The following is a 6,293-nucleotide window of genomic DNA, read 5'->3' on the forward strand; positions in this document are numbered from 1 at the left end:
GAAGAAAGTAAGGGCTTATGATTTTAAGAGAGCTGTGCGCTTCTCCAAGGATCATATTCGAAGTTTGACTCGAATTCACGAAAACTTTGCGCGGTTCTTAACAACTTATTTCTCAGCACAGCTTCGTACGTTTGTACAAATTAGTGTGGTTCAGGTTGAACAGTTGCCTTACGATGAATTTATTCGTTCGATCCCGAAAATGACCATTTTGAACATCTTTGAAGCGGAGCCTTTAGAGGGTCGGATGGTGCTTGAGGTTCATCCCAACGTTGCATTTGCTATGTTAGACCRTTTGTTAGGCGGTGCGGGTACAACTCCTACGAAGATTAATGCTTTAACTGAGATCGAAACGATTGTCATGGAACGTATTTTTAGCCGGGCTTTCGACAGCCTGCAAGAGGCATGGAAAACAGTTATTGATATTCAGCCTAGATTAGAGGCACTTGAAACTAATCCACAGTTTATGCAGATTGTTTCTCCCAATGAAACAATCGCACTGATCTCATTGAGCACCAAAATAGGTGATACGACAGGGATGATTAATCTATGCATTCCGCATGTGGTCATTGAACCAATCATGCCTCGACTTTCCGTACATCATTGGTTTGTTTCACAGAAGAAGACGAGAGCACCTGAAGAAGTGGAAGCACTTCAATCCCGCTTGGAAAAAACCAAGCTACCCCTCATTGCAGAATTGGGTTCGTCCGAAATTTCAATTCGAGATTTCCTAGGCTTAACGGTCGGCGATGTTATCCCGCTGCAAAAATCCGTCGAAGAATCGCTTCAAGTCAAAGTGGGCGAGAAGCTGAAATATCTCGGTAGCCCTGGTACCTTAAAAGGAAAGATGGCTGTACAAATTACAGATATCGTAAATGAAGGAGAAGAAGATTATGACGAATAATAGAGATTATTTGTCCCAGGAAGAGATCGATGCTCTGTTGAGACAGTCTTCGGACGATAGTTCAGCCACTTCTTTTCATGGGTCTCCTCAAGTTGAAGATTTTTTATCTTCATTAGAACAAGACGCACTGGGTGAAATTGGTAATATCACGTTTGGCAGTGCAGCTACAGCTCTTTCTACCTTGCTTGGTAAAAAAGTCGACATCACGACTCCCAAGGTATCGATTATCAGTAAAGATGAATTGCAAGAACAATTTCCAAAACCTCATGTAGCTGTACATGTCAACTATGTGGATGGCTTCGATGGCATCAATCTGTTAGTGATCAAGACGCGCGATGCCCAAGTCATCGCTGACTTAATGATGGGTGGAGATGGCACTGGTGGAGATGAGCATCTTAGCGAAATCCACATTAGTGCTGTACAAGAAGCGATGAATCAAATGATGGGATCCTCGGCAACATCGATGTCTACCATATTTAATCGATTTGTCAATATCTCACCTCCAGGAATCGACATATTAAATTTGTCGAAAGGAGAAGGAAAACTACCCGACGAGGACGTATTTATAAAGATATCGTTCCGACTAATCATTGGCGACCTTATTGATTCTAATATCATGCAATTACTACCTGTTCCTTTCGCCAAAGAAATGGTATCTATCCTCATGGGTGGCGATTCCGATTCTTCGATGGAAGCTGCACCTGCTGCACAAGCGCCGGCGCCTTCACCAACGCCTATGCAGGAAGTACATACACCGCCCCCTGCAGCTGCTCAACCTGTGTATGAGCAACCAATGTATCAACAACAGCAGCCTGTGTATGAACAACCTATGTACCAACAGCCTATGCAACCACCAATGCAGCCGCCAATGCAACCGCCAATGGGGCAGCCGATGTATCCACCGCAGCAACCCATGTACCAGCAGCCACCTGCTGCATACGGTGGGATGCCTAATCGCAATGTCAATGTCCAACCTGTGCAGTTTGGAAATTTACAATCGGGTGCATTAGGGCATACGGATGATACGAACCTGAATTTACTACTGGATATACCACTTAAGGTAACTGTAGAATTAGGCAGAACACACAAGGTGATTAAAGACATCTTGGAACTCTCCCAGGGATCGATTATCGAATTGGATAAGCTAGCAGGTGAACCGGTAGACATCTTAGTTAACAATAAGCTGATTGCCAAAGGCGAAGTCGTTGTCATCGATGAAAACTTCGGAGTTCGTGTAACCGACATTGTTAACCAGTGGGAACGAATTCAAAAGTTACAATAATTTAATTTTAGGGGGACTTTATTCATGGCTAACCGTATTCTAATTGTTGATGATGCTGCATTTATGAGAATGATGATTCGTGATATTTTGACAAAAAATGGTTACGAGGTTTGTGGAGAAGCGAATGATGGAGCACAAGCTATCGAAAAATACAAAGAGTTGAAACCGGATCTGATTACAATGGATATCACAATGCCTGAGATGGATGGTATTCAAGCTTTGAAAGAAATTAAAAAGATTGAACCTAGCGCTAAAGTGATCATGTGTTCGGCGATGGGACAACAAGCAATGGTAATTGATGCAATTCAAGCTGGTGCTAAGGACTTTATCGTTAAGCCTTTCCAAGCAGACCGTGTTATTGAAGCTATTAAAAAGACTCTAGGTTAAGCCGTCTTCGTTCGGTCGAGTCTTACATACACCGAAAGGAATGTGGATATGAGAAGACTCCGCTCGAAAAGACTGCTAACAGGAATACTTAGTTTAACCGCAATGTTGTATACAAGGTCCGTCGGTTTTGCTGAAACAGAACCCGGGCAAGGACTTCCAACAGCGGATTATCCGAGTACCGATCCAACGGGGACGTTTGGTATGATTTTCAAGGTCATATTTTTCTTGATATTAATTATTCTCCTTTTCTATGTTCTGATTAGGTACGTAGCGAAGAAAAATAAAGGAACAATGTTCGGGAACTCAATTCGATCTATAGGTGGAGTTCCCCTAGGCCAAAACAAATCCATTCAAATCGTTAAAATTGGACATTCGCTCTTCGTGGTTGGCGTCGGAGATAACATTCAGCTACTGGATAAAATCAATGACGCCGATGAAGTAGCATACATCACTGAACTTTTGATTTCTTCTCAGGATGATCGAATGGGATTCGGAACTGTTAGCAAGTGGATCAGTAAACTGCCAATTAGAAAAAAAGACATCGAAGAAGAAGTAGAAATTACCTCAACGTTTCAGCAAGTATTTCATGATAAGCTGCAGCGTGTAACTAATCGTAATCGAAATGTAGAAGAATGGCTTTCTGATCAAAAACAAAAAGATCGGTTGAATGATGAATGAAACGAAATAAAATAGTTTTTACACTTCTCATTGTGTTGGTTTCTGTGTTTCTACTTTCTTTGACAGCATCAGCTGCGGAGACCGATCCTAACAATCCAATTCCAGGCTTGAACGTAAACATTGGGACTGGAGGGACTGCCGGAGGGTCTTCCAACACAGTAACGTTATTGCTGCTGTTAACCGTTTTGAGTCTTGCGCCATCTTTTCTTATTCTAATGACTAGTTTTACACGAATTGTAATTGTGCTCGGTTTCGTCCGTACTTCACTAGGAACCCAGCAGATGCCACCTAACCAGGTTCTAATCGGACTCGCTCTGTTTTTAACCTTCTTTATCATGTCTCCAACTTTAGGAGAAGTTAATCAAGTAGCTCTCCAGCCATACATGAAGGGTGAAATCAATCAAACACAGGCGTTCGAGAAGGCTTCATTGCCGATGAAGAAGTTTATGTTCAAGCACACGCGTCAGAAGGATTTAAAGTTATTCCTAGATTACACCAAAGCAAAGGCACCTACAGGCGTAGAGGATATTCCGCTAACTTCATTAGTTCCAGCGTATGCGATAAGTGAGTTGAAGTCTGCTTTCCAAATGGGATTTATGATATTCATTCCGTTCCTGGTTATTGATATGGTCGTTTCCAGTACCTTGATGGCAATGGGGATGATGATGCTACCGCCTGTTATGATTTCATTACCGTTTAAGATTCTACTTTTTATCTTGGTAGATGGCTGGTATCTTGTGGTGAGATCATTACTCCTAAGCTATAGTTGAGGATCAAGATATCGGAGGTTTCCTAAATGGGTTCGGAATTTGTAATACGAATAGCTGGTGAAGCTGTTTATACGGTGCTCAAAGCAAGTGCTCCCATGCTTGTAATTGGACTTGTAGTAGGTCTGATTATAAGTATTTTTCAGGCGACAACGCAGATTCAAGAACAAACCTTAGCTTTTGTTCCAAAAATCGTCGCTGTACTGTTGTCTATCCTCATCTTTGGTCCTTGGATCATGAACACATTGGTTGATTTTACGTTCAATTTACTCAACAACCTTTACAAATTCGTTGGATCGGTTGTGAGCGCAATGACATTAGTTTTTCAGGCAATTCCTATTTTTTTGCTTATCTTTTGTCGAATTACATCATTCTTTGTCGTGGTGCCGATTTTATCTTCTAGAAATGTGCCCATGATGTTCAAAATCGGTCTTTCCGTATTCATCTCATTCCTTATTTTTGCGAGCATGGGGTTGGATAAACCCATTCCCATGGATGGTGAATATGTTCTTTTGATTATTCGTGAAATGCTGATCGGCGTTTTGCTTGGTTTTCTTGCCTATATCTTTTTTACGGTCGTTCAAACGGCTGGTTCTTTTATGGATATGCAAATTGGCTTTAGTATGGCAAGCGTAATTGACCCACTAACAGGGGCATCAGCGCCAATGTTAGGTAATCTCAAGTATATGATTGCCGTTTTGCTATTTCTTTCATTTGACGGCCATCATTACCTCCTCAGAGCCATCATGGATAGTTACAAGTGGGTTCCGCTGGATAACGAGTTGTTTGCTCGGATGTATAGCGGTGAAATTTCTGATTTCTTGTTTCATTCTTTGGCTAAAATGTTTTATCTTTCGTTTCAGCTTGCTGCTCCAATTATAGCGGCGCTTTTTTTAACGGATTTAGGTTTAGGGCTATTAACGAGGGTCGCTCCGCAATTTAACATTTTTGTTATCGGTGCACCGCTTAAAATGATTCTGGGCTTTTTCTTACTCGTTGTGTTATTCCCGGAATTAATATCGCAATTCCAATATTTGTTCTCAACCATTTTCGATAACATGGAGAAGTTGCTCCAAATCATTAGCGGAACACAGCAACCATCTCCCTAAGTAGGAGGAAAGCCGTGTCCCAACAACGTCGTTTGCAGCTTGATTTACAATGGTTTGCTGGGGAAAAGACGGAGCCAGCTACGGCGAAGAAAAGGCAGGATGCACGCAAAAAAGGGCAAGTTGCGAAAAGTATGGACTTACCCGCGGCACTTATTTTGCTCTTTTCTTTCTTGTCGTTTCTAATGTTTGGTGGATACATGAAAGAGAAGATGATCAACATCTTTCGAAATGTGTATGAGAATCAACTGACAATGGACGTTACGGCTAGCAAGGTTCAGGTGCTTTTCGCTGACTTGGTCAAGCAAGGGCTTTTTATTTTAGGGCCAATTTTTCTTCTTGTGGTAATTATCGCGTTTATTGGAAATTATGCGCAAATTGGGTTTATGTTTATCGGTGACCCCTTGATGATGAAATTCAATAAGATTAATCCTATAGAAGGATTTAAACGGATTTTCTCTTTACGGACTGTGATGGATTTTCTGAAGTCTACAATGAAAATGACAATTATCGGATATGTTGTTTACACGACATTAATGGGAGAAAAGGCTAAACTGTTGGGTTTGGGTCATTCTCCATTGGAAAGCACATTTTCGTTTATTGCATCTCTAACTTTAAAGTTGGGGATAAAAATAGGTTCAGTCCTAATTGCACTTGCCATTTTTGACTATATTTATCAAAAATACGAATATGAGAAAAGCCTTAAGATGTCCAAGCAGGACATTAAAGATGAGTACAAGAAAAGTGAGGGAGATCCCCTCATCAAAGGAAAAATTCGTGCGAAGCAGCGTCAGATGGCGATGCAGCGAATGATGCAAGAAGTTCCCAAAGCGGATGTCATTATTACGAACCCAACTCACTTTGCAGTTGCCCTGAAATATGATTCCACCAATATGCAAGCCCCTACCGTCATTGCGAAAGGCGCCGACTATGTAGCTTTGAAAATCAAAGAAGTTGCCAAGACCAACGGTATTATCACGATGGAAAATAAACCGCTTGCTCGTGCGATCTTTGCACAGGTGGAAATAGGAGACTCGATTCCGGCTGAGCTGTTCCAAGCTGTCGCAGAAGTGTTGGCGTATGTATATAAAATGAAGGGCAAGACGAATTAATAAGAAGGGAGGTACAATCTAGTGAAAGTCAAGGATTTGTTCGTTCTTATAGGCATTATT

At 41.5% G+C, this 6,293-nt stretch carries 7 protein-coding genes; all 7 read left to right on the plus strand.

What is annotated here, in order from left to right:
• On the plus strand, positions 1-901 hold a 901-nt coding region (gene fliM, locus AC1DUA_RS19060), incomplete at its 5' end, for a flagellar motor switch protein FliM (protein ID WP_477501270.1).
• Entirely contained in the window at positions 891-2,183 is a 1,293-nt protein-coding gene (gene fliY, locus AC1DUA_RS19065) for a flagellar motor switch phosphatase FliY (RefSeq protein ID WP_477501271.1), read from the plus strand. The genes fliM and fliY, both read left to right, overlap by 11 nt.
• 24 nt (positions 2,184-2,207) lie before the next feature.
• The gene (locus AC1DUA_RS19070) at positions 2,208-2,570 is read left to right on the plus strand and encodes a response regulator (RefSeq protein ID WP_127451060.1); all 363 of its coding nucleotides are present in this window, start codon (positions 2,208-2,210) and stop codon (positions 2,568-2,570) included.
• A 48-nt stretch (positions 2,571-2,618) separates the two neighbouring features.
• Positions 2,619-3,248: a flagellar biosynthetic protein FliO gene (locus AC1DUA_RS19075; protein WP_477501272.1), complete on the plus strand. Its 630-nt coding sequence runs from the start codon at positions 2,619-2,621 to the stop codon at positions 3,246-3,248.
• On the plus strand, positions 3,245-4,018 hold the full coding sequence (fliP, locus tag AC1DUA_RS19080; protein ID WP_477501273.1) for a flagellar type III secretion system pore protein FliP: 774 nt from the start codon (positions 3,245-3,247) through the stop codon (positions 4,016-4,018). The genes AC1DUA_RS19075 and fliP overlap by 4 nt, the downstream gene beginning before the upstream one ends.
• 26 nt (positions 4,019-4,044) lie before the next feature.
• Positions 4,045-5,124, plus strand: a complete 1,080-nt coding sequence (gene fliR / locus AC1DUA_RS19085; RefSeq protein ID WP_477501274.1) for a flagellar biosynthetic protein FliR — start codon at positions 4,045-4,047, stop codon at positions 5,122-5,124.
• Between the two features lie 14 nt (positions 5,125-5,138).
• Positions 5,139-6,233: a flagellar biosynthesis protein FlhB gene (gene flhB / locus AC1DUA_RS19090; protein WP_477501275.1), complete on the plus strand. Its 1,095-nt coding sequence runs from the start codon at positions 5,139-5,141 to the stop codon at positions 6,231-6,233.
• Positions 6,234-6,293: the final 60 nt, after the last annotated feature.

It is taken from the genome of Paenibacillus sp. 01T422 (assembly GCF_056398785.1).

Coding starts and splice junctions, on each gene's coding strand:
- fliR (WP_477501274.1), top strand. CDS start 4,045: ATGGGTTCGGAATTTGTAATACGAATAGCTGGTGAAGCTGTTTATACG.
- AC1DUA_RS19070 (WP_127451060.1), top strand. CDS start 2,208: ATGGCTAACCGTATTCTAATTGTTGATGATGCTGCATTTATGAGAATG.
- fliY (WP_477501271.1), top strand. CDS start 891: ATGACGAATAATAGAGATTATTTGTCCCAGGAAGAGATCGATGCTCTG.
- fliP (WP_477501273.1), top strand. CDS start 3,245: ATGAAACGAAATAAAATAGTTTTTACACTTCTCATTGTGTTGGTTTCT.
- AC1DUA_RS19075 (WP_477501272.1), top strand. CDS start 2,619: ATGAGAAGACTCCGCTCGAAAAGACTGCTAACAGGAATACTTAGTTTA.